Below are 20,471 nucleotides of genomic sequence, written 5' to 3'. Positions count from 1 at the left end.
GCCCGTCAGCCCCCGGTCAGCCCCGGTCGCCACCCCTCAGCCCCCGGTCGCCGCCTCGGCGAGTCGGCCACCGCGGGCCAGCAGGGCCATCGCCGCCGCGCACAGCAGTCCCACCGCGCACAGGCCGAGCCACGGCGCCGCCGACCAGCCGGTGACGTCGAGGAGGGCGCCCGTGCCCAGGTTCCCGAGGGTGATGCCGACCCCGCACACGGTGTTGTAGAGCCCGTAGTGGGTGGCGACCCAGCGCCCCCGGGACAGGGCGACGACCGTGTCCATCTCGTAGGGGTAGAGCACCGCGTTCGCGACGGCGAGGACCGCGGCGCACAGCAGCAGCCCGACCGCGCCCCGGCCGAGCGCCGCCGGGGCGAGGAACGCCCCGCCCATCAGGGCGAGTCCGAGGACGAGGCACCGCTCACGGCTCAGCCGGCGCCGACACCAGGCCGTGATCCGCAGCTGCCCGACGAGGGCGACCAGCGCCGAGACGACGAACAGCGCCGTCGTGAGCCCCGTGCCGTCCGCGGCGAGCGGCAGCGCCAGGTAGACCTGGAAGGACAGCACGTACGAGCCGGTCATGGCCAGCGAGAAGAACCAGAAGGTCCGGTGCGAGAGGACCGTCCGGAACTGCCCCCGCTCCCCCTCCCCCCGGGGCGCGCGGGACGCCCGTGCGGGAAGGTGCCGGAGCTGTACGAGGGTCAGGCCGGCGAACAGCACCGCCGCCACCCCGCACGTCAGCCGGAACGACACCCCCGTCAGGGCCACCCCGACGAGCGGCCCGAGCAGGATGCCCGCCTGGTAGTACACGTTGAAGAGCGCGAAGGCCTCCACGCGCCGCTCCTCCCCCGCCTCCGCCGCGAGGCAGGCCCGTACGGCGGGGTTGAACAGCGCCCCCGCCAGCCCGGTCGCGAGGGAGGCGGCGATCAGCATCGGCAGCGACTGGGCGAAGGCGAGCGCCCCGAAACCGGCCGTCCGCAGCGCGCAGCCGGCCACGATGAGCGGCTTGAAGCCGAGCCGGTCGGCGAGCGCCCCGCCGACCAGGAACATGCCCTGCTGGGAGAGGTTCCGGGCGCCCAGGACGAGCCCGACCGCCCAGGCCGCCATCCCGAGCCCGTCCGCGAGGTGCGCGGCCAGGTACGGCATCAGCATGTAGAAGCCGAGGTTGATGGTGAGCTGGTTGAGGAAGAGGAGCCGTACGGCCGGGTCGAAGGTGCGGCTCTGCCGCCAGACACCCCCCTTGGCCTTGGCCGGCGCGGCCGTGTTCGCGGTGGTCAACGGACGCGCTCCAGGACCTTGCGGGTCCAGCCGTCCACCCGCACCCCCGCCTCGTACGCGGCCGGGTCCTCGCGCACCGGGCCGTCGAGGAGGCCGTGCGCGGCGCAGAACTCGTCGTTGAAGACGGTGTCGAAGTACCGCTGCGGCCCGTCGGGGAAGACCGCCGCGATCCGGGTCCCGCGCGGCCGGGTGCGGGCCAGCCAGCCGGCGACCAGCGCGACCGCGCCGACGCTCCAGCCGCCCGTCGCGAACTGGCGCGAGGCCAGGCGGCGGGCCGCCCGCACCGCCTCCGCCGGGCCCACCCAGTGGACCTCGTCGAAGGCGCCGTGGTCCACGTTCCCCGGGTGGATCGAGGAGCCGAGGCCCCGCATCAGCCGGTTCCCGGCCGGCAGGCCGAAGACGGTGGAGTCGACGGAGTCCACGCCGACCAGTTCGAGGGCGGGGCTGCCGCCGGCGCGCAGGGCCCGGGAGATCCCGGCCGAGTGGCCGCCGGTGCCGACCGCGCACACGAGGACGTCGATCCGGTCGAGCTGCCCGGACAGTTCGGCGGCGAGCCCGGCGTACGCGTCGGGGTTGTCGGGGTTCCCGTACTGGTTGGGCCACCAGGCCCCGTCCAGGCTCGTGAGGAGTTCGGCGACCCGGTCCATCCGGGCCTGCTGCCAGCCGCCGTGCGGGCTCGGCTCGCGCACGACGTGCACCTGGGCGCCGTGGGCGACGAGCATCCGCTCGACGATCGGTTCGAGGCCGGGATCGGTGACCACGTGCACCGGATGCCCGTGGAGCACGCCGGCGAGCGCCAGGCCGAGACCGAGGGTCCCCGAGGTCGACTCGACGATCGGGGCGCCGGGCCGCAGCTCGCCGCGGCGGCGGGCCTGCTCGACCATGTAGAGGGCGGCCCGGTCCTTGATGCCGCCGAAGTTGAAGCCTTCGAGCTTGGCCCAGTAGCCGTCGTCCGTCCGGAGGACGGGGGTGTTGCCGACGGTCTGCCCCTGGACGGACAGGGTCGTCAGTGGTGCGCTCATGGGAGTACGTCCTTGAAGTGGGTACGCGGAAGGGAACCTGGTCACGCGAGGGCGGGACCCGGCTCAGTTCCGGTCCACTCCGAGGGCGATCAGCAGACGGCCCGGCTCGGGCCCCGGCCCCGCCCGGCCCCGGACGCAGCGCGCGCGGGGATCGGTGCGGAGGTCCGCTTCGTACGACAGGGGTACGGCTCCGCCGGCATCGGGCGCGGCGAGCTGCGAGGACGCGGCCTGCGCGGGGAGGTGTGCGTCGAAGGACCACGCTTCCCCGGGCCGCTCGCACCCGTGCGGGAGGCCGGGCGCGGAGACGGTCGTCGTGCCGGCGGTCGGCAGCAGATGGCCCTGGGAGCCGTGGCAGACGCTCCCGAGGAGGGCGAGGAGCGCGAGGAGCACGAGCACGGCGGGCGCCCGCCGGCTCACTCCGCTCGCATCGCCCACACACCGGTCACTCATGGTGCGCGCGACATTACGGTGGGGCACCGTGCGCCCGCAAAGAGGCGGGCGCGGTTTCGGCCACCGTTTACTTCCGCTCACCTCCGTCCACTTCCGCTCACTCCCGCCGAACGGCGCGCCCTAGAGGTTCCGCTCCGCGTAGATCCTCATCGCGTCCCGGACGAGGAGCGCGGTGCCCTCGCCGTGCCGGTCGTAGTGGGCGGTGAAGCGGGGGTCGTCGACGTACATCCGGCCGAGGCCGATCACGTACTCCCTGCTCGGTGTCGTGGTGGCGGACAGCCAGGTGATCTGGCGCCGCGTGACGGCCTGCACCTCGTCGCTGTCGGCCGCCAGGCCGTCGCGGGCCGCCTGCCCGAAGTCGCGGGCGATGGCGGCCTGTTCGTCCATGAAGGCCTTCTTCTGCGTGGCGTCGAGCGAGCGCCACCAGCGGTCGCCCCGCGCGTACGCGTCGCGGCCCCAGCGCTCGGTGACCTCCTGCTCGTACACCGTGTGGTCGAAGCCGTCGAACACTTCGTCGGCCATGAGTTCTTCTCCGTTCTCGGTCTTGTGGAGAGTGGTCCGCACCGACGCGATCTGGCGTCCGATGCGCTCGCGCTCCTGCTCCAGGAGCGCGAGATGCGTCCGCAGGGCCGCGGACGTGTCCCGCTGCCCTTCGAGGACCTCGGCGATCGCGGGCAGGGAGAGCCCCAGCTCGCGCAGCAGCAGGATGCGCTGGAGCCGCACCAGCGCCCGCTGGTCGTAGTACCGGTAACCGTTCGCGCCGATCCGGCTCGGCTCCAGCAGTCCGCGCTCCCCGTAGTGGCGGAGGGTGCGGCTGGTGGTGCCGGCCTTCTTGGCGACCTCTTGGATCGACCACTCCATGCCGAAAACGCTAAATCTTGACGTCGCGTAAAGGTCAAGCGCCCAAGCGGAGAGAACCGAGGAGAACCACCGGGGAGAACCGGGGAACGACGAAGGCCCGGATCCAGTGAATGGATCCGGGCCTTCGTTGCTACTGAGTAGCGGGGACAGGATTTGAACCTGCGACCTCTGGGTTATGAGCCCAGCGAGCTACCGAGCTGCTCCACCCCGCGTCGGTAAACATGACTCTACGGCATGACCGGGGCGATCACGAAATCGGTTTGCGTCAGCACCCGCAGTCGTCGGAGTCGACCGGCGCCGTCAGGGGGTCCGCGGCCTTCTCCGCGGGCCCTTCCCAGGTCTCGTACGCGAAGCCCTCACGCACCCAGTACTCGAAGCCGCCGAGCATCTCCTTGACCTGGAAGCCCAGCTCGGCGAGGGCCAGCGCGGCGCGGGTGGCGCCGTTGCAGCCGGGGCCCCAGCAGTACGTGACGACCGGCACGGACCGGTCGAGCAGCTGCTCGGCCTGCTCGGGGATCAGCGCGGTCGGCAGGTGGACCGCACCCGGGACGTGCCCCTGGTCCCAGGAGGCCGTCGAGCGCGAGTCGACCACCACGAAGCCGGGGTCGGTGCCGTCGGCAGCCGCCGTCGCCAGCACGGAGGCCACGTCGGAGACGTCGGCGTGGAACGCGAGACTCGCGGAGAAGTACGCGGCAGCGGCGGCCGGAGAGGCCGGCGGGGTGCGGAGAACGGGGTTGGCCTGCGTCGATGTCGTCGTCATGATGATCAATCTACGGACGGCGACCATCGGGCTGAAGTGGGGATTCCCGGCGCTCGCGAGCTTCGACCGGGGAATCCCCGGCGTTCACCACGAGGCGGCGGGGATCTCACGTGCCGGAACGACAGATCCCACCCGGACCCCCTCGGCTCGTGTCACATAGGCAGGGTTTCATCCGTCATGAAGGCATGGCGGAACACGAAGGGGGAGATCGACGAGTGGACGCCGAGAAGGAACGTGCCGGCGGGGAGTTCGCGGTCGGAGCGGCCGACAAGGAACTCCTGGCCCGGCGCTTCGAGGCCGACCGGAACCACCTGCGGGCGGTGGCCTACCGGATGCTGGGGTCGCTGAGCGAGGCCGAGGACGCCGTCCAGGAGGCCTGGTTCAAGCTGAGCCGCGCCGACGTCAGCGCGGTGGAGAACCTCAGCGGCTGGCTGACCACGGTCGTCGGCCGCGTCTGCCTGGACATGCTGCGCTCCCGCGGCTCGCGCCGCGAGGACCCGCTGGAGTACTACCTCCCCGACCCGGTGGTCCGGATCGCCGACGCCACCGACCCGGAGCACGCCGCCGAACTCACCGAGTCCGTCGGCCTCGCACTCCTCGTCGTCCTGGAGACCCTGTCGCCGGCCGAACGCCTCGCGTTCGTCCTCCACGACATGTTCGCCGTCTCCTTCGACGAGATCGCGCAGATCGTGGACCGCACGCCGGCCGCGACCCGGCAGCTCGCCAGCCGCGCCCGCCGCCGGGTCCAGGACGCCACCCCCGGCCCCGGCCCGGACGCCCGGCGCCAGCGGGAGATCGCCGACGCCTTCATCGCCGCCGCGAACGGCGGCGACTTCGAGGGCCTCCTCGCCGTCCTCGACCCGGACGTCGTCCTGCGCGCGGACGGCGGCCGCATCCTCGCGGGCGCCTCCAAGCTGGTGCGCGGCGCCGAGGCCGTCATCGCACAGGCCCTCATGTACGCCAAGTTCCGGAAGGCGTCGCTGCCGGTCGTCGTCAACGGCTCGCCGGCCTTCCTCTCCGTCGTCGACGGACGGCCGGCCGCACTCATGTCGTTCACGATCGCCGGGGACCGCATCGTCGGCCTCGAAGTCCTCGCGGACCCGGAGCGCCTGGCCGCCCTCGGCCTCACCGCCGAGGAACTGGCCCTCGCCGCCCACTGAGACCGGCCGCCCCACGGGAGGGAACCCACCGCGCCACGCCGTACGGGGTGCACGGGGGTGTACGGGGGTTCCCAACCGGGCGTACGGGGGTTCCCCCGCCGGTGGGGGCGGCCGCCGCACGGCGCCCGCCCGCCCTCAGGAGGGTCACCGGGCGGGCGGGCCCTCCTGTCGGGTGCTCACTTCGCCTGGCGACGGCCGCCGTCCGGGACGCCTCGACCGCCGCCGGATGCTCACTTCGCCTTGGCTGCGTTCGCCTTGGCGATGGCCGCCGTCCAGGACACTTCGACCGTCAGGGCGACGGCGGCGCTCACGACGCCGAGGACCGCGCCCGCGACGACGTCGCCCGGGTAGTGGACCCCGGTGTGCACCCGGGAGTAGCCCACCGCCCCCGCGAGGATCCCGAGGGGCGCCGCAGCGACCGGCAGCACCACCCCGACGGCGGTGGCGAAGGCGACGGCCGACGCGGTGTGCCCGGACGGGAACGAGGCCGAGTCGGGCATCGGGACGTGCCGGCTCACCTCCACCCGGGCCGCCTCGCGGTCCGGCCGCGCCCGGCGGACCAGCCGCTTGCCCAGCAGGTTGGCCGAGGCCGAGGCCAGCCCGATCGCCCCGAGGCCGGCGAGCGCCGCCCGGCGCGGACGGCCCGGCACGAGGGCGAGCCCGGCCGCCACCATGAACGAGATCTTCGAGTGGTCGGCCGTCCTGGAGAGCAGCCGCAGCCGCATGTCGAGCGTCGGCGTGGGCGTCGCGGCCACGGCGGCGTACACGGCGCCGTCGACCGCGCGGAGGTCTCCGAGGACGTCCTTGAACGGACCGTTCTTCGTCGTCGTGATCATGTGCTGTTCCTTCGGGTGGTGCCGGGTGAACTGTGGAACGCGAGCTCGGTGATCCGCCGCCAGTCCAGGCGCGGCGGGGGCGGGACGGACCCCGGCCGGTCGCGGGGCACCAGGACCCGCAGGGCGCGGGGCCGGAGGGTGCAGACGACCGGGGTGGGCAGGTTGAGCGCCTCGCCGTCGACCGCGACGGGGATGGTGCCGCCGACGACCCAGCCGGTCCCGGTCCCGTTGCCGCCGTCATGGCCGTTGCCCGTCCCGTTGCCGTTGCCGGGCTTCCCGATGGTGCCCGTGACCTCGACCCTATGGGCCGTCAGGACGTTCAGGGCGGTCGCCTGCGCCCCCCGCACCGCGAGGCCGGCGGCCTCCGCGGCGCCGGTCACGCGGACGCCGATCACGCCGAGCTCACCCCCGTCGAGCCGCGGTCTGGTGGCGGCGGCCGCGCCGAACGGATCGGGGGCGGCGTACGGGTTGTTGCTGATCAGGATCGCCTGCTGGGCGAGCAGCCGGTGGTCGTCGGCGACCGCGTCGAGGCCGGACCCCTGACCGCCCTGGAGCAGGTCGGGCAGGGCGTCGAGGGCGGTGCCGGCCTTCGCGTCGCGGTACTCGGGGCGCTGGACGACGTCCGCGTACACCCCGAAGGAGACCGTGTTGACGAAGGCCCGGCCGGAGACCGAGCCGAGGTCGACCCGGAGTTCCTCGCCGTCGACGAGGGCGTCGAGGCAGGTCGACGGGTCCTCGCGGTCGAGCCCCAGATCGAGGGCGAAGTGGTTGCGGGTGCCGGCCGAGATGACGAGGAACGGCAGGTCGTGCTCGGCGGCCACCGCCGCGACCAGCGCCTGGGTGCCGTCACCGCCGGCCACCCCCAGCAGGTCGGCGCCGTCGGCGACGGCCTCGCGGGCGAGCGCGGCGACGTCCGTCTCGACGGACGGGTCGATCAGGACGACCCGGGCGCCCAGCTTCTCCGCCCGCTCCACGAGCCCGAAGCGGCCGACCTTCCCGCCCCCGGACTTCGGGTTCATGATCAGGACGGGCCGGCGGGGGCTCGGCCTCCGCTCGCCCCGCACCCGGACCGTCTGCGTGCCGGTCCCGGTCCCGTCCTCGGAGCGGTGCAGGGCCGTCCGCGCGCAGACCAGCGCCACCCCCCACAGGGCGGAGGCGAGGAGCACCGTCAGCCACAGGCCGAAGGCGATGTACAGGATCAGGACCGCGACGGGCGCGCCGACGGCGACCACCGCGCCGAGCAGCCGCAGCGGTCCGCGGTGGGCGAGGAACCACCAGACGCCCACGGCCGCGCCGACCATCCCCGCGAGCCCGATGACGAGGACCAGCAGGCCTCCGGCGCCGAGTCCCGTGAGCAGCAGGACGACGCCGGCCACCGCGGCCAGCAGCGCGCACCGGGCCATCAGCCGGGCCCGGGCCATCGGATCCTCTGTGCCTCCATGCCCGTGTGACCCCTTCGGGTCCCCTGCCCCGTTCTCCGTCGCCGTCACCGGCCCACCTCCACGCTCCGCGCCCGGCGCTCCACCGTCCAGACTCACCCACGCTGCCTCACCGCGCGCCCCGGGAGGAGCCGTTCGCAGGAAAAAGATCTTCGCGGGAGCGATGATTTCCGGAGGGCGCCGCCGTCTCCCCTTACGTACGCCCTGAACGCGTACCCCGGACGTACACACGGAACGCACACCCCGGCACAGCAGCCCGACGAACCACAGGAGCAGGTCCCATGCGCATCGTCATCACCGAGTTCATGAGCCTCGACGGCGTCGTCCAGGGCCCCGGCGGCCGCAAGGAGGACACCGACGGCGGATTCGCCAACGGCGGCTGGACCGGACCCTTCTTCGACCCGGAGGTCGTCGGCGGCACCTTCGCCGAGGCCGCCGAGCGGGCCGAGGCCCTGCTCTTCGGCCGCCGCACCTGGCAGACGATGGCGGCCGCCTGGCCGGCGCGGGCCGGGGACCCCTTCGCCGACCGGATGAACTCGATCCCGAAGTACGTCGTCTCCGGCACCCTCGGCGAGGCCGACCTCAGCTGGAACAACACCACCCTCGTCCCCGGCGACAAGGCCCTCGCCCGCCTCCGCGAACTCCACGGCGCCCCCGGCGGCGACCTCCTCGTCATGGGCAGCGCCGCCCTCGTCCGCACCCTCCTCGCCGAGGACCTCGCCGACGAACTCCGGCTCATCGTCATGCCGGTGCTCGTCGGCGGCGGCAAGTCGATCTTCCCCGCGGACGGCACCCTCCGCACCCTCGAACTGGTCTCCACCGTCACCAGCCCCCTCGGCGTCAACGTCTGCACCTACCGCCGCCCCGAGTGAACCGGCCCGAGTGACCGGGCCCGAGTGACCCGAATGATCAGCCGGCGTCGACGGGCTCGAACTCGCCGGGGCGCCAGGTCCGGTCGAACCACGGCTCCAGCGGCTCGTACAGCCGCAGGATCGTGAACTTCGAGGCTGGACAAAGGCCGCACAAGGCGCATATTCAACGGCTCGGCTCCCGTACGGAGCATCAGTTCGGCACAACGGCAGAGCGCCCCGACCGGTCGAAACCGGTCGGGGCGCTCCGCAGCGGGGCGGGTGATGCCGGGCGGTGCTGCTCCGTCCGGGGATGCCCGGTCGGACGGGGTGAGCGGTGCCGAGCGATCCGGCCGAAACCAGGCCGTGCCGGAACGTCCGCTCATGCATCGCTCACGCACGCGACGGCGCTACGGCCCACCGTCGACGTCGATCCCGCGCGGCACCCCATCGGGTGAATCCAGCGTGTGGAGCCCGACCACACGGCGCCTGAGGGGTGCGGAGCAGTGCGGGGCCGGGCCATGGGACGCTTGGGCTACGTCCAGGACCACCGCATGCCGTAGCGGCAGGGATCGAGGTCCAGGGCGACGGCGTGTACGCGGTGGGCGGCGTCCAGGGCCACTGGGGGGCAGGACCGCTCGGATCCGTTCGTGCCCGGGGCGACGTAGTGCTCGAAGGCCGCGGGGAGCGCCGGTGGGGCGAACTCGATCTCCAGGTCGTACTGGCGGACCGGGACACGGATCTTGCGCTCCCAGTGGGTCGCGAGCGGGCGGCGTTCGCGATGGCGCAGTTCGAATTCGACGATGACGGTCTCGCCCAGGGCCAGGGGCTGGTCGAAGAGCAGTTCGGCTGTGAGGAGTCCGGTCCCCGGGTGGGCGGCCACTCGGCCCGGCCGGCAGCCGCGCAGGGGGCGTATCTCCGGCGGCGGGAGGTGCGGTTCGTCGAGACGGTAGATGTGCACGCAGCGGTCGGGGCCGCTGCGCCGGGCGCGCAGGACCTGCCGTGTCCGGAACGACTCCTCGCGGCGGTCGGGTCCGATGATGAGGCGGTCGTGAAGGCTGATGCGTTCCAGCGCGTCGTCCCAGCGGAGGTCGAGGTCGCGTACGGCGGCCTCGACCGCATCGCGTTCCGGCCACAAGGCGCCGACGGGAAGTGCGGACCGCTCGCGGTCGGTGCACCTGCCGCGCGGGCGGCGGGGGCCGAGCAGGCCGCGCAGACTGTCCGGTTGGAGGTCGAGGATCTGCTCGATCTGGTCGACGGCGAGGAACGATCCGGGGCGCTCGGGGCGGCTGCGGCCGGTCTGCCAGTAGCTCAGTGTTGCAAGGCTGATCCTGACCCCGTGTTCTTCGAGGCGCAGTTGGAGCTGGCTGAGTCCCAGCTCGCTGGTTTCGATGGCGGCGCGAAGTGCTCGGGCGAACGAGTCCTGACCCTTCGACGGCCGCCTGGTCAGGGACTGTTGGGCGGACGGCATCGTCGTCTCCAGAGCGGTTCCGCGTCGATCGGGTCGGTCAGCAGCACCGCTCGGTTTCGGAGCGGCTCGTGTCCCTCGTGCGAGCAGGCCGAGCGGGACCGCCCTAACCTGGCCGCCCCGTCCGCGCCTCGCGCCGTAACCCTCGTCATCGCAACCTCCGTGGTAGGCGGCGTGGCCGCCGATCTGGTGTCGGGCAAGATAGCCGAGCTGCTCACTGTGCGGGCCGGCCGCGCGCGGGCCGCGTACGGGCCGGCCCGGGCACGGCCGACCGGACCCTCCGCGGCCGGCTCTACAGGCTTGCAGGGAAGGTGTGGTGGCGTACGCCCACCGTGGGTTCGATGACGGTGTGGATCTCCATGTCCGACGACGTTCTCGACAGGGAGTACGTCACCTTCGCCGAGAGCAGGTCGATGCTCTGGGCGGGACCGTACTTGGATTTGAAGGAGTCCAGGCTCTCCAGCTCCGAGCCGCCCATGTTCAGCAGGGAGTATCCGTTCTCGGCCAGGTGTCTGCAGGAGTTCACCAGCTGGAAGTCGGACAGTCCGATCACGGTGCTGTCGCAGAGGTTCACGTACAGGTTCGCGGTCTTGCCGTCCAGCGCCTCCCACACGGAGAAGCCGACCGGGCGCCGGCCCTGCTGGAAGAAGAGCCCGTCGACGCAGTCGGGTTGCATCTCGATGACCTTGAAGAGCTCGTCGTAGAACTCCGACATGCCGATGGTGTCCTTGCGCTCCAGGATCATGGTGCCTTCCCAGAAGCGGAGGGCCGCCCGCAGCGCACGCAGGGTGTCGATGTCGCGCAGCGGAGTCACGGTCAGGCCGTCCGCCGCCCGCTTGTACTTGTTGCGGATCTTGACGAAGGTCGAGCCTTCCAGGGCCGACACCCGTGCGGTGTCGAGCACCCGGACCGGGTAGCGCCAGTCCATGACGTCCTCGGGGACCACCTCGACGGTGATCGGCTCGCCGTCGGCCGCCAGTCGGGCGGTCAGCTTCTCCAGGTCCTCCGCCGTGTAGCGGACCAGCCGCACATCGGTTTCCGACGCGCCGAGTTGGCGCAGCACCGAGGCGGTCAGCCGGTGGTCGGGGTCGGCGCCGACCTCCGGGAACACCATGATGCAGTCGTCGAGGTGAGGATGGCAGCAGGTCACCACGCAGGCGTCCCGGCTTCGGTAGACCCAGGCGCCCCGCCGCCCGGTCAGCAGGTAGTAGAGCGGCGCGTTGACATAGCTGTCGATGTGGGCCGCACCGAAATCCGTCAGGAGGGCCTTGAAGTCCTCGTATCCCAAATTCTTCGGCTGGCGCATGCGGCCTCAGTGCTCCGTCTTGCGATCTGCCGCCGCGAAGGGCCGTCCCACGAAGACCAGTCGGTCGGCGTCGCCGAAGACCTCCTCGGCGTACAGGACATCGGATGCGTCGGCGTACATGGCCAGTGCGCCGACGTCTCCGGAGAGGGCGGCGTCCCCTTCACTGTTCAGCGCCACCAGACCGCTCAGTTCCTTGCGGAACCCTGCGTCGGCCGGCACCTCGTCCGCGGCGGTGAAGACGTGCGCTCCGCGGCCCGGGGTGTTCACCAGCCACCAGCGGTCGTACGGGGCCGGCGAGTCCGATGCGAGGGTGTAGCTGTCCCAGCGGACCTCTCGCCCGTCGAACGACCGCATCAGGTAGCGGTCGACCCCGACCGCCGTGGAGGGCAGGCAAAAATCTGGGCGAACGGTGTCGCCGATGGACAGCTGCAATTCCATGCGCTTCGTCGATTCTGTGGGGCCGGAGACACGGGCAGGAGGGGAGTGCGTCGGAGGTGCCGGGAACGGCGGCTAGATCGTCTCGGGGACGTCGGCCGCCAGCTTGGCCCTGCCCTCGCGGACGCGGACGGCGAGGTCGTCGTCCGACAGCGCGAGGATCTGCGCCGCCAGCAGGCCGGCGTTGCGCGCGCCGGCGTCGCCGATGGCGGTCGTGCCCACCGGGATGCCGCCCGGCATCTGCGCGATCGCCAGCAGGGAGTCCAGCCCCTTGAGGGACTTCGACTCGACCGGCACGCCGATCACCGGCAGCTCGGTCAGGGACGCCGCCATGCCCGGCAGGTGTGCGGCGCCGGAGGTGCCGGCGATGATGACCTTGATTCCGGCCGCGCGGGCGCCCCGGGCGAAGGAGAACAACCGGTCCGGCGTCCGGTGGGCCGAGACGATCCGCACGACGTAGGGCACGCCCAGGGAGTCCAGGCTGTCCGCCGCATGCTTCATCGTCGGCCAGTCGGACGTGCTCCCCATGATGATGGCGACGTCCGCGGTCGCGGCCCCCGGCTCCGGGACACTGCTCGCATTCACTGTCTGCGTTCCTTTGCGACTGGAAGTGGGCCCGGCTTCGGCAGGAAGCGGGCCTGGCTTCGGCTAGAAGTGGGCCCGGCTGAGGATCGCGAACAGCGGTGTGGGCGCGAGGGCGTTCCTGCCGTCCTTCGACGTCGTCTCGAAGAGAGTGGCGACTTCGACCACGTCCGCGCCGGCGCGCCGCAGCAGATCCAGGGCGCCCAGCGACGTCCCTCCGGTGGCGACGGTGTCGTCGACGAGGACGACCTTCTCGTTCTCGGTCACGATGTCCGAGGCGAGCGTCAGCTGGCGCTCCGCGTACACCATGCCGACCGAGGTCGACAGGGCGTCGTAGACGGTGTCGCTCGCCTTGCGGATCGGGTGGAAGGGGATTCCCAGCGCGTGTGCCAGGCAGGCGCCGAGCCCGAATCCACCGCCGCCGACGCCGGCGATCGCGTCGATGTCGTGGTCGGCGTAACGGGCTTCCAGGCAGTCGAGGGCCGCCGCCCGGACTGCCGGATTCCGATCGAATGTGCGGTAGAAGTCGAGATAGCGGACTCCCTGCAGCGGAAAGTCCGGAATCATGACCTTGTGGTCGTCGAGAAGTTCAGCCGCCTTGCGCTGCGTCTCGATCACCAAAGGGTCGGCGTCGCGCTCGCGCGGGGCGAACCGGGTCCTGGTCGAGGTACCGAATTCCATGCCGGGTCACATCCTTCTGGTCAAGCGGACAGGTCGCGCGGGGCGAGAGCCTTCTCGCGCTCGGCGAGATAGGAGTCGACCAGCGGGTCGAGGTGGGCGCGCATGGTCTCCAGCGCGGCGTCGACGCCGAGGCGGGTGTCGAGGTCCACGAAGCCGTGGTGGCCGAGCAGGCTGTGGAACGAGGAGATCGCCCGCCGGTAGAAGCCGGGGTCGAGGACCTTGCCCTGGTCCTTCGGGCGCTGCCGGATGCGCTCGATCGCGATGTCCGGCTCCACGCGGGGGCCGAACCCCAGGTCAGGACGGGGGAACCGGCCGGCCAGCGAGATCATGGTGGCCACGTCGTCATCCTGGGTGCCCAGCGCCATCGTCTCCGCGATGGGCGTGAAGACGTACCGGTCGCAGAGCAGCCACGTGCCCTCCCGGAGACGCTTGTTGTAGTGCGTCCGGAACCTCATGAGGCGGTCGCCGAGGCAGACGATGCCGAGCGACGCCTGGTCGATCTCCCCTCGGAGCGCCGTCGTCGGGTCGTCCGCGTACGTCCGGAAATAGGGGAGCTGACGGCAGCTCGGCGACAGCAGGTCGAGGACCTCGACCGGGATCCCCCGGTTTTCCAGGTAATCGGCGGCGTTGCGCAGACTGGTCGACTTGCCGCTGCCGTCCACGCCCTCGAACACGATGAGCTTGCCGGGGTAGAAAGGCTCCGCGAAGTCGATGGTCGGAGCAGTCCGGATGTTCTGCTCGCTCTCCTTCAGGATGTTCGGATCCAGGACCCAGTCGGGCCGTTGGTCACGCCGATTTCCAGTGGTCATGCTCGTTCACTTCCCAGTGGGGCAGTCAGAGATCGTCCGGGGGTCCGTGGAGACACTCCGAAGCGCCGGCGACTCCGCAGCCGACGGTCGTATTGCTGCCGCGGTGACGTCGGATTCGGCCGTCAGTGAGGATGCGGACCGACTCTTGGTCAGAACGTCGAATACGCTCAGGGAAAGCACGCCGAACGCTGACGGTGTTCGCACTCCCCCATCCCCACGCCGAGACCAATCGACCGTACTACATTGACTCGCCGTCATTGCAAGTCGTTTCCCAGCAGTTCCCGTGGAGGTCTCGCTTAAGAGGATCGAAATCGGACATCTACCCGCGTCGTTAACTGTATTAAACAGAATGCGGAGTGGAGTTAATCCCACTGCACGGCAAGGCCGTTGACCACGGTTGACCTCGAATGATGGGGCCTGCTAGCTTCCCGAACCGAAGCGACTTCCCGTCAAGGACCCTGCAATAAACCGCCGTTCGACGGAATGAGTGAGCGGCATCGCGGGGAATTCATGGCGATGCATCACACGGGGATCGACCGCGACGCCGGACGAATTGACCAGATAACGTTCGGCATCCCTTGCTTCTTCACCTCGCAAAGCAATTCGCGAAGCCGGAGAACCGGGAAAACCGGAAACTCCGGCCGGCAACACGGAGATTGGGGGCGAAACATGGGCACCTCGCGCGAGCGGGACAACAACATCGACGAGACCGTGGTGACGCCGCCGACCGACCGCGCGGGAATCCGGCTCGCCTACGGCCGGCGCGGCGCCGGAGCGCCGTTGCTGCTCGTGCAGGGCACGGCCGCGACCTCACTCCACTGGGGTGAGCGACTGCTGTCGCTGCTCGAAGCGTCGTTCGACGTGGTGGCCTACGACCATCGCGGCGTCGGGCGCTCGACGCCCGCGGTGGAGCCCTTCACCGTGGCCGATCTCGCCGACGACGCAGCCGGCCTGCTCGCCCGCCTCGGCTGGCCGCGCGCGCACGTCGTGGGAGTTTCGATGGGCGGCCTCGTCGCCCAGGAGCTGGCCCTTCGCCACCCGGACCGGGTGGCGAGCCTGCTGCTCGGCTGCACCCACACCGGCGGCGCCGGAACAGCACCCGCCGTTCCGGACGCGCTGGCCTCCGCCATCGTCCACGGCGACACGTCGGCGACGCTCCGCAACGTCTTCCGCGCCGGGGTGAAGGACCCGGAGCGCGTACGGCCGGGCGCCTGGGAGGAGTACCGCGACGCCGCCTCGGCGATGCCGGTGCACCCGCGCACGACCGCCCTGCAGATCGGCGCCGTCAGCCGGCACAGCACCGCCGGGCGACTGCACCGGATCGGGGTGCCGACGCACGTCGTGCACGGCGACGCCGACCGCCTCGTCCCTGTCGAGACGGCCGAACGGCTGACCGCCGAGATCCCCGGAGCCCGCCGCACGGTGCTGCCCGCAGGTCACTTCTTCTGGCTGGAACATCCCGAGCGGACCGCCGAGTTGGTGGCGGAGGCATGCTCCGCGCCGACGGACGAGAGGGTTTCTCCGTGACGCACGGCAACTTGTGGCAGGCGTTCCTCCGCGTCGCCCGGGCCCACCCCGACGTCGAGGCGTTCGCCGGTCCGGACGGGGCCGTCGACTACCGGCGCCTGGCCGCCGCCGCCGCCGCGGTGGCGGACCGGCTCGCGGCGCGCGGGGTCCGCACGGGCGATCTCGTGGCCGTCGAGGTACCGGTCGGACCGCACTTCGTCGTCGGCGCGCTGGGCGCGCTGGCGGTCGGCGCGGCGTACCTTCCGCTCGACGTGTCGGGCCCCGCGAAGCGACGCGAGCAGATCGTGGCGGACGCCCGGCCCTCGGTCGTGCTCCGGACCGGCGACGACGCCCTGCTCGCGGCCGCGTCACTGCTGGAGGTGCCGAACCTCCCCGCGGCTCCGGCCCCGGAACGGCATGACCCCGCCACCGGCGAGGACGATCCGGCCTACGTCATCTACACCTCCGGATCGACCGGCCGGCCCAAGGGCGTGGTGGTGCCGGCGCGCGGTGTCCACAACCTGCTGGAGGCATTCCGGCGCCGGGCGCCGCTCGGCCCCGGGGCGCGGTACAGCTGGTGGACGTCACCCGGATTCGACGTCTCCGTGTACGAGATGTGGAGTGCGCTGCTGAGCGGTGGGACCGTCGTGCCGGTGCCGGACGCGTACCGGCGTGACATCGACGCGACGCTCGACCACCTGGCACACCAGCGCATCGGCTCCGCGTACCTGCCACCGCAGTTCCTCCCGACGCTGCGCAACCGGATCGTGAACGGCGGCGTCGTCGCTCCGCTGCGGCGGCTGCTGAGCGGTGTCGAACCGATTCCCCTCGGGCTGCTGGTCGATCTGCGGTCGCACCTGCCCGGCCTGACCGTCATCAACGGCTACGGCCCCACCGAGACCACCGTGTGCGCCACCTTGTACACGGTCCCCGACCGATGTGCCGACCGGCAGCGGCGGGCGCCGATCGGCGCCGTGTTCGAGGGCAACCGCGGCTTCGTGGTCGACGAGGGGCTCACGACCGTCGCGCCGGGACAGCCCGGTGAGCTGTGCGTCGCCGGCCGCGGCCTGGCCCTCGGTTACCTGCACGATCCGCAGCGGACCGCCGAACGCTTCGTGCCGGCTGCCGACGGCGAAGGCCTGATGTACCGGACCGGCGACCTCGTGCTCGCCGACTCCGAGGGGACGCTGACCTTCCTCGGCAGGATCGACGACCAGCTGAAGATCGACGGCGTCCGGATCGAACCGGCGGAGACGGAGGCCGCACTCCGACGGCTCGACTCGATAGCGGACGTCGCCGTGCTCGCCCGGCCCGCGAGCCCCGGCGGCCCGCCCGTGCTGACGGCCTTCGTGGTGCTCTCGGACGAGGCGGACGACGCGGACGAGGCGGCCGGGGCCACTGCGGCCGACGGCGATCCGTGGAGCGGGATCAGAGCCCGCCTGGCCGAGGAACTCCCCGCACAGGCCGTCCCCCGGCGCTTCTTCGCGCTGGAGCGGATACCGATGACCAGTGACGGCAAGCTCGACCGCTCGGCGCTTCCGCAGGCCGACGACCGCCCGGCCCGACCGGCCGCGAACGCGCACGAGCACGCGGTCGAGGACGCCTGCCGTGCCGTGCTCCCGCACGCCCCGTCCTCGTTGCTCGACCTCGGGTTCGCCGAGCTGGGCGGCGACTCTCTGCAGGCGACCCGGCTGTCGGGCGCGCTGCGCGCGGCCACCGGCCGGGCCGTCACGGTCGCCGACATCCTCGCGGCGCCGACGCTGGCCGACCTGGCGGCACGGATCCCGGCCCTGCCCGCCGGGCACACACCGAACGCAGGCGACCCTGGGGCGAACGCCGGCGACCCGGGATGGGACGCCGTACCGCTGACGCCGGGCCAGGCGGGAATCTGGGCGGCAGAGCTCATGGGGGCCTCTCCCGGCGCCTTCCACGAGTCCGTGGCAGTAGAGCTGTCCGGCCCGCTCGACCCGCACCGGACAGCCGCGGAACTGGCGGCCGTCCTCAACCGGCATGCCGTCTTCCGCGGGCGCGTCGACGAACTCGCCGCGAGGTTCGTGTCCGGCAGCGAACCGCTGTCCGTCGCGGTGCGCTCCGCGGCACCCGGCGAGACCGTCGACCACGCCTGGCAGCGTCTGGTGGCCGAGCTGCAGCGCCCGGCCTTCGACCTCGCCCGGGGGCCGCTCGTCCGCGCCGCGGTCCTCGCCGCACCGGACACGGTCCGCGTCCTGATGGTCTGGCACCACCTCGTGGTCGACGCCTGGAGCGCCGGCGTCGTACTCGAGGAACTCGCGGCGGCGCTGAGCGGCCGTGCGTCCCTCCTCCCGGAGGAACACGGCTACGCCGACTACGCCCACCGGCAGCGCGACCACCTCGATTCCGCGGACGGCAGGCAGGCCCTGCGGGCCGCGGCCGACCGGGTACGGGCCTGGTTGCCGCGCGGCGGCGGTGAGAGCGGTCCGGTACAGGACTCCTGCCAGGTCCACGCGCTGGCGGTGGGTCCGCACGTGTGGTCCCGCGTACGCGACTGCGCGCGCAGCAACGGCACCACGGCGTTCGCCGTCACCCTGGCCGCCGTCCTCGACGAGCTGTGCCGACTCGCGGACACGGACGGCAGGTTCGCCCTCGCCGTGGCCGACCGCGACGAGACCGTCGACCTGGGCGCGGCGGGGTACTTCCTCACGACCGTTCCGTTCGGCCCCGGCACCGGGGACGGCGGCGGGGACGGGACCGGAGACGGCGACGCCGCCCCGTCCCCGAAGGAGATGCTGCGCCGCGGGTGCGAGGTCGTCGCCGAGGCCCGCGCGCTGCAGCGGGTGCCCTTCCCGTCGCTGATGGCCGAACTGGGCCTGCGCGACGCGCGGTCCGTCGCACCTCTGGTCATCGCCTGGGACCGGGATCCTGTCGCCGCGCTGTCCGTTCCCGGGTGCACGGCGCGGTCCCTGTCCGTGGACCCGCTGGGGGCGCGCTGGCCGTGGACCGTCCTGCTCACGGACCAGGGTGACCTCGGGCTGGCCGGACGGATCGAGTGCCCGCCCTGGGTACCGGCCGGCCGCGTGGCGGAGTTCGCCGCACGGCTCGGGTCGCTGCTGGACGCGTTCGCCCGCGCCGTGTGAACACGCCGCGCATCACTACATCTGCTGGCCATTGATCGGAAGAGAGCGTCACATGTTCGGGGGTCGATCGACCATGGATCATCCGCCGCTTGCACCCGTCCCCGAGACGCTGCACGACTGGTTCGCCGCCCAGGCGGTCACGACCCCCGGAGCCACGGCGCTCACCGCGGGCGGGACGTCGATGTCGTACGCGGAGCTCCACGACCTGGCCGGAAGGACAGCCGGGCGGCTGGTGGCGGCCGGTGTACGCCCGGGCGACCTGGTGCCGGTGCTCGTCGCACGCCGCCAGATCGTGCCGGCCGTCCTCGGCATCCTCATGGCGGGCGCCGCGTACGTGCCGCTCGACCCGCGCTATCCGGACGCACGCCTCGCGGGCCTGACCGAACGGGTCGGTGCCCGGACGCTTCTGACCGACGAGGAACTCGTCGGCCGCGCACGGCAATGGCACACCGGACCGGTCGTGCTCGTCAGCGGCGCCCCGGACCCGGAGACCCCCGCGGTGAGCGTCGAGGTCGCCCCGGACGACCTCGCCTACGTGATGTTCACGTCGGGATCGACCGGCGCCCCCAAGGGCGTGGAGATCACGCACCGCAACGTCACCCGGTTGATGACCGCGACGGCGGGCCTCTACGACCTCGGCCCCGACGACGTGTGGACGATGCTCCATTCCTACGCGTTCGACTTCTCCGTCTGGGAGATGTGGGGGGCGCTGCTGTTCGGCGGCCGCCTCGTCGTCGTCGACGACGACAAGGCCCGCGCACCCGACGAGCTGCTCCACCTGATCGACGGCGAGGGCGTCACGGTCCTGAGCCAGACGCCGTCGGCACTGGCGGCCCTGGCCACCGCCGACGAGCAGCAGCGGGCCCGGCTCGACCGCCTGCGGCTGATCGTGCTCGGCGGCGAACGGCTCGACCCCGCGACGCTCGGCGGATGGTTCGCGCGCCGGGGCGACGCGCATCCCCGTGTGGTGAACATGTACGGGATCACGGAAACGACCGTCCATGTCACCCACCGGCTGATCACGGCCGCGGACGCGGCCGACGGGACGGGCAGCCCCATCGGCGTTCCCCTGCCCGACCTGGCCGTCTCGCTGCGGGACACGGACGGCGCGCCGACCCCGGTCGGCGAGGTCGGCGAGATCTGGGTCTCGGGACCGGGCCTGGCCCGTGGGTACTTCGACGACGACGACACGACGGCCCGCGCCTTCCGCACGGTGCCCTGGGGCCCCGGCGACCACCGCCGGTCCTACCGCAGCGGCGACCTCGCGCGGGAAGACGCCGACGGCCGGCTCTTCTACGTGGGACGGCGCGACGAGCAGGTCAAGGTCCGCGGTTACCGCGTCGAACTGGGCGAGATCGGCGCGACGCTCAAGAGCCACCCGGACGTCGTCGACGCCTGCGTCACGACCGACACCGGCGAGTCGGTGGGCGCCCAGCTGCTCGCGTGGGCGACCGTCCGCCCCGGCGGCCCGGACGGGAACGGGCTCCGGGCCTTCCTGACCGCGCGGCTGCCCGGCCACATGGTCCCCGGCGAGTTCCGGATCCTGGACCGCCTGCCCCTGACCCCCAACGGCAAGATCGACCGCCGGGCCCTGCTCGCCGAGGCCCGCACCATGCCGAAGACCACGGACACGGCCGCCAGGCAGCCGCACGGCGACTCCCTCGAAGCGGCCGTGGCCGCCATCTGGGCCGAGGAACTCGGGGTCGCGGACGTGGGACCCGCGGACGACTTCTTCACGCTCGGCGGGCACTCGCTGATGGTGATCAAGGTCGTCGGCCGCACCCGCAAGGAACTCGGCACGGACCTTCCCATGCGCGCGCTGTTCGAAGCGCCGGGTCTGGCCGACTTCGTGGAGCGGGTCCGCGCCGGACGTGCCCCCGAGCCCGTGCCGCCGGTGACCGCCGAACCGTAGGCCGGCCGGACCAC

The 20,471-nt window shown here is 72.3% G+C and carries 18 protein-coding genes and 1 tRNA gene; 5 read left to right on the top strand and 14 right to left on the bottom strand.

The genetic code is table 11. The features are described 5' to 3' along the window. Nucleotides 1-36: 36 nt before the first annotated feature. The 6 genes from ACIQFX_RS03455 to ACIQFX_RS03430 form a co-directional block, all read right to left on the bottom strand. Nucleotides 37-1,269 (bottom strand): MFS transporter, encoded by a 1,233-nt coding sequence (locus ACIQFX_RS03455; protein ID WP_402458479.1) that lies wholly within the window; start codon nt 1,267-1,269, stop codon nt 37-39. Beyond that, nucleotides 1,266-2,291, bottom strand: coding sequence for a PLP-dependent cysteine synthase family protein (locus ACIQFX_RS03450; RefSeq protein ID WP_402458476.1), 1,026 nt, complete (start codon nt 2,289-2,291; stop codon nt 1,266-1,268). The genes ACIQFX_RS03455 and ACIQFX_RS03450 overlap by 4 nt, the downstream gene beginning before the upstream one ends. A 63-nt stretch (nt 2,292-2,354) precedes the next feature. Continuing rightward, nucleotides 2,355-2,741, bottom strand: coding sequence for a hypothetical protein (locus ACIQFX_RS03445; RefSeq protein ID WP_402458473.1), 387 nt, complete (start codon nt 2,739-2,741; stop codon nt 2,355-2,357). Between the two features lie 120 nt (nt 2,742-2,861). Next, nucleotides 2,862-3,602, bottom strand: coding sequence for a MerR family transcriptional regulator (locus tag ACIQFX_RS03440; RefSeq protein WP_402458470.1), 741 nt, complete (start codon nt 3,600-3,602; stop codon nt 2,862-2,864). Between the two features lie 138 nt (nt 3,603-3,740). Further along, nucleotides 3,741-3,814 (bottom strand) — tRNA-Met (locus tag ACIQFX_RS03435). 53 nt (nt 3,815-3,867) lie between these two features. Then, nucleotides 3,868-4,368, bottom strand: coding sequence for a rhodanese-like domain-containing protein (locus ACIQFX_RS03430; protein WP_402458593.1), 501 nt, complete (start codon nt 4,366-4,368; stop codon nt 3,868-3,870). Nucleotides 4,369-4,547: 179 nt separating this feature from the next. Here ACIQFX_RS03430 and sigJ point away from each other — a divergent pair, with 179 nt between their 5' ends. Continuing rightward, entirely contained in the window at nt 4,548-5,522 is a 975-nt protein-coding gene (gene sigJ, locus ACIQFX_RS03425) for an RNA polymerase sigma factor SigJ (RefSeq protein WP_402458467.1), read from the top strand. A gap of 230 nt (nt 5,523-5,752) precedes the next feature. On the opposite strand, the gene ACIQFX_RS03420 is transcribed toward sigJ, so the two are convergent. Then, nucleotides 5,753-6,358 carry a phosphatase PAP2 family protein gene (locus ACIQFX_RS03420; protein WP_402458464.1) on the bottom strand — a complete coding sequence of 202 codons (606 nt, stop codon included), beginning with the start codon at nt 6,356-6,358 and terminating at the stop codon, nt 5,753-5,755. Beyond that, on the bottom strand, nt 6,355-7,779 hold the full coding sequence (locus tag ACIQFX_RS03415) for a diacylglycerol/lipid kinase family protein (protein WP_402458461.1): 1,425 nt from the start codon (nt 7,777-7,779) through the stop codon (nt 6,355-6,357). Before ACIQFX_RS03415 ends, ACIQFX_RS03420 begins: the two co-directional genes overlap by 4 nt. A gap of 299 nt (nt 7,780-8,078) precedes the next feature. Here ACIQFX_RS03415 and ACIQFX_RS03410 point away from each other — a divergent pair, with 299 nt between their 5' ends. Further along, complete coding sequence (locus ACIQFX_RS03410; protein WP_402458458.1) at nt 8,079-8,669, top strand: dihydrofolate reductase family protein; 591 nt, start codon at nt 8,079-8,081, stop codon at nt 8,667-8,669. Nucleotides 8,670-9,180: 511 nt separating this feature from the next. On the opposite strand, the gene ACIQFX_RS03405 is transcribed toward ACIQFX_RS03410, so the two are convergent. From ACIQFX_RS03405 to ACIQFX_RS03380, 6 genes are all read right to left on the bottom strand, one after another. Further along, on the bottom strand, nt 9,181-10,116 hold the full coding sequence (locus ACIQFX_RS03405; protein WP_402458457.1) for a hypothetical protein: 936 nt from the start codon (nt 10,114-10,116) through the stop codon (nt 9,181-9,183). A gap of 289 nt (nt 10,117-10,405) precedes the next feature. Then, nucleotides 10,406-11,419: a phosphatidylglycerol lysyltransferase domain-containing protein gene (locus ACIQFX_RS03400; protein WP_402458454.1), complete on the bottom strand. Its 1,014-nt coding sequence runs from the start codon at nt 11,417-11,419 to the stop codon at nt 10,406-10,408. A gap of 6 nt (nt 11,420-11,425) precedes the next feature. Next, entirely contained in the window at nt 11,426-11,857 is a 432-nt protein-coding gene (locus ACIQFX_RS03395; protein WP_402458451.1) for a hypothetical protein, read from the bottom strand. Between the two features lie 72 nt (nt 11,858-11,929). Beyond that, on the bottom strand, nt 11,930-12,382 hold the full coding sequence (gene purE / locus ACIQFX_RS03390; RefSeq protein WP_402458592.1) for a 5-(carboxyamino)imidazole ribonucleotide mutase: 453 nt from the start codon (nt 12,380-12,382) through the stop codon (nt 11,930-11,932). 120 nt (nt 12,383-12,502) lie between these two features. Further along, nucleotides 12,503-13,117 carry a phosphoribosyltransferase family protein gene (locus tag ACIQFX_RS03385; RefSeq protein WP_402458448.1) on the bottom strand — a complete coding sequence of 205 codons (615 nt, stop codon included), beginning with the start codon at nt 13,115-13,117 and terminating at the stop codon, nt 12,503-12,505. A gap of 20 nt (nt 13,118-13,137) precedes the next feature. After that, entirely contained in the window at nt 13,138-13,926 is a 789-nt protein-coding gene (locus tag ACIQFX_RS03380) for a hypothetical protein (RefSeq protein WP_402458445.1), read from the bottom strand. A gap of 669 nt (nt 13,927-14,595) precedes the next feature. Between ACIQFX_RS03380 and ACIQFX_RS03375 the strand changes: the two genes are divergently transcribed. From ACIQFX_RS03375 to ACIQFX_RS03365, 3 genes are all read left to right on the top strand, one after another. Beyond that, nucleotides 14,596-15,453, top strand: coding sequence for an alpha/beta fold hydrolase (locus ACIQFX_RS03375; protein WP_402458442.1), 858 nt, complete (start codon nt 14,596-14,598; stop codon nt 15,451-15,453). Further along, on the top strand, nt 15,450-18,545 hold the full coding sequence (locus tag ACIQFX_RS03370; protein WP_402458440.1) for an amino acid adenylation domain-containing protein: 3,096 nt from the start codon (nt 15,450-15,452) through the stop codon (nt 18,543-18,545). Before ACIQFX_RS03375 ends, ACIQFX_RS03370 begins: the two co-directional genes overlap by 4 nt. Nucleotides 18,546-18,618: 73 nt before the next feature. Beyond that, nucleotides 18,619-20,457 (top strand): amino acid adenylation domain-containing protein, encoded by a 1,839-nt coding sequence (locus ACIQFX_RS03365; protein WP_402458437.1) that lies wholly within the window; start codon nt 18,619-18,621, stop codon nt 20,455-20,457. Nucleotides 20,458-20,471: the final 14 nt, after the last annotated feature.

The organism is Streptomyces sp. NPDC093089 (assembly GCF_044754405.1).
Classification (GTDB): domain Bacteria; phylum Actinomycetota; class Actinomycetes; order Streptomycetales; family Streptomycetaceae; genus Streptomyces.
Note: the sequence above shows the minus strand (reverse complement) of the source record. Positions and strands in the feature narration are given on the sequence as shown.